Here is a 1632-nt window from a genome sequence, read left to right as displayed (position 1 = left end):
AGCGCGACGATCTCGCGGACGAACGCGCCCACCGCGCGCCCCAGCTCGGCGGGCCGGCCCACGGTGTCGCCCTTCCAGAACGGCAGCCGGCCGGGCACCCCGGGCGCCGGGGTCACGAGCACCCGGTCGTGGGTGATGTCCTCGATCAGCCAGGACGAGGTGCCGAGCATGAAGACGTCGCCCACGCGCGACTCGTAGACCATCTCCTCGTCGAGCTCGCCGACGCGGCGGCCCGATCCCTCGGACGAGGCGAGGAACACGCCATACAGCCCACGGTCGGGGATGGTGCCGCCGCTGGTGACTGCGAGCCGCTGGGCTCCGCGACGGCCGGTGAGCACCCCGGTGACGCGGTCCCAGACGAGTCGCGGTCTCAGCTCTGCGAACTCGTCGCTCGGGTAGCGCCCGGACAACATGTCGAGCACCGCCTCGAGGATGGACCGCGGCAGGGCCCCGAACGGCGCGGCGCGGCGCACGAGCGACTCGAGGTCGTCGACCGGCCAGTCGTCCATGGCGCACATCGCGACGACCTGCTGGGCGAGCACGTCGACCGGGTTGGCGGGCACCCGCAGGGCCTCGATCTGACCGGCCCGCATCCGCTCGACCACGACGGCCGTCTGCACCAGGTCACCGCGGAACTTCGGGAAGAGCACGCCGCGCGAGACGGCGCCCACCTGGTGGCCGGCGCGGCCGACCCGCTGCAGCCCACTCGCCACGCTGGGCGGGGACTCGACCTGGATGACGAGGTCGATCGCCCCCATGTCGATGCCGAGCTCGAGCGAGCTGGTGGCCACCACGGCGGGCAACCGGCCGGCCTTGAGGTCGTCCTCGATGAGCCCGCGCTGCTCCTTGCTCACCGAGCCGTGGTGGGCACGCGCCAGGATTGCGGGAACACCACTGCCCTGGCCCGACTGGGCCATGATCTGCGCGGGGGTGGAGCGTGTATGCGGGTCGGACGGGTCGACGCCCGTGGCGTCCTCGCCGTTGCGGTCGTCGTCGTCGGCTGGCCCGCTGGCCGCCTCGACAGCTGCCTGCTCGAGCCGGTCGGCCCAGATCTCGTTGAGCCGAGCGGTGAGCCGCTCGGCCAGCCGCCGGGAGTTGGCGAAGACCAGGGTGGACCGGTGTGCCGCGACCAGGTCGACGATGCGCTCCTCGACGTGCGGCCAGATCGACGCACGTTGCGGCTCACCGGAGGCAGGGCCGGACAGGTCGTCGTCCACCTGGCCGATGGCGTCCATGTCGGCGATCGGCACCACGACGTCGAGGTCCCACTCCTTGGTGGACTCCGGTTGCACGGTGGTCACCGGCCGCCCGCCCGCGAGGAACCGGGCGACCTCGTCGACCGGACGCACCGTGGCCGACAGGCCGACCCGCTGGGCGGGTTTGTCCAGCAGCGCGTCCAGCCGTTCGAGGCTCAACGCGAGGTGGGCCCCGCGCTTGGTGCCCGCCACCGCGTGGATCTCGTCGACGATGACCGTCTCGACGCCGGCCAGCGCCTCGCGTGCCTGGGAGGTCAGCAGCAGGAAGAGCGACTCGGGCGTGGTGATCAGGACGTCGGAGGGGCGGCGGGCGAACGCGCGACGCTCGCCCGCCGGGGTGTCGCCGCTGCGGACCGCGACGCTGACGTCGGGCTGG

General features: G+C 73.1%; 1 protein-coding gene. It reads right to left on the bottom strand.

Annotated elements, in window-relative coordinates:
• Nucleotides 1-1632: DEAD/DEAH box helicase (locus FRW57_RS21370; RefSeq protein WP_152187012.1), on the bottom strand; the 1632-nt coding region annotated here is incomplete at both ends.

Source organism: Segeticoccus rhizosphaerae (genome assembly GCF_009192725.1).
Classification (GTDB): domain Bacteria; phylum Actinomycetota; class Actinomycetes; order Actinomycetales; family Dermatophilaceae; genus Segeticoccus; species Segeticoccus rhizosphaerae.
Note: the sequence above shows the minus strand (reverse complement) of the source record. Positions and strands in the feature narration are given on the sequence as shown.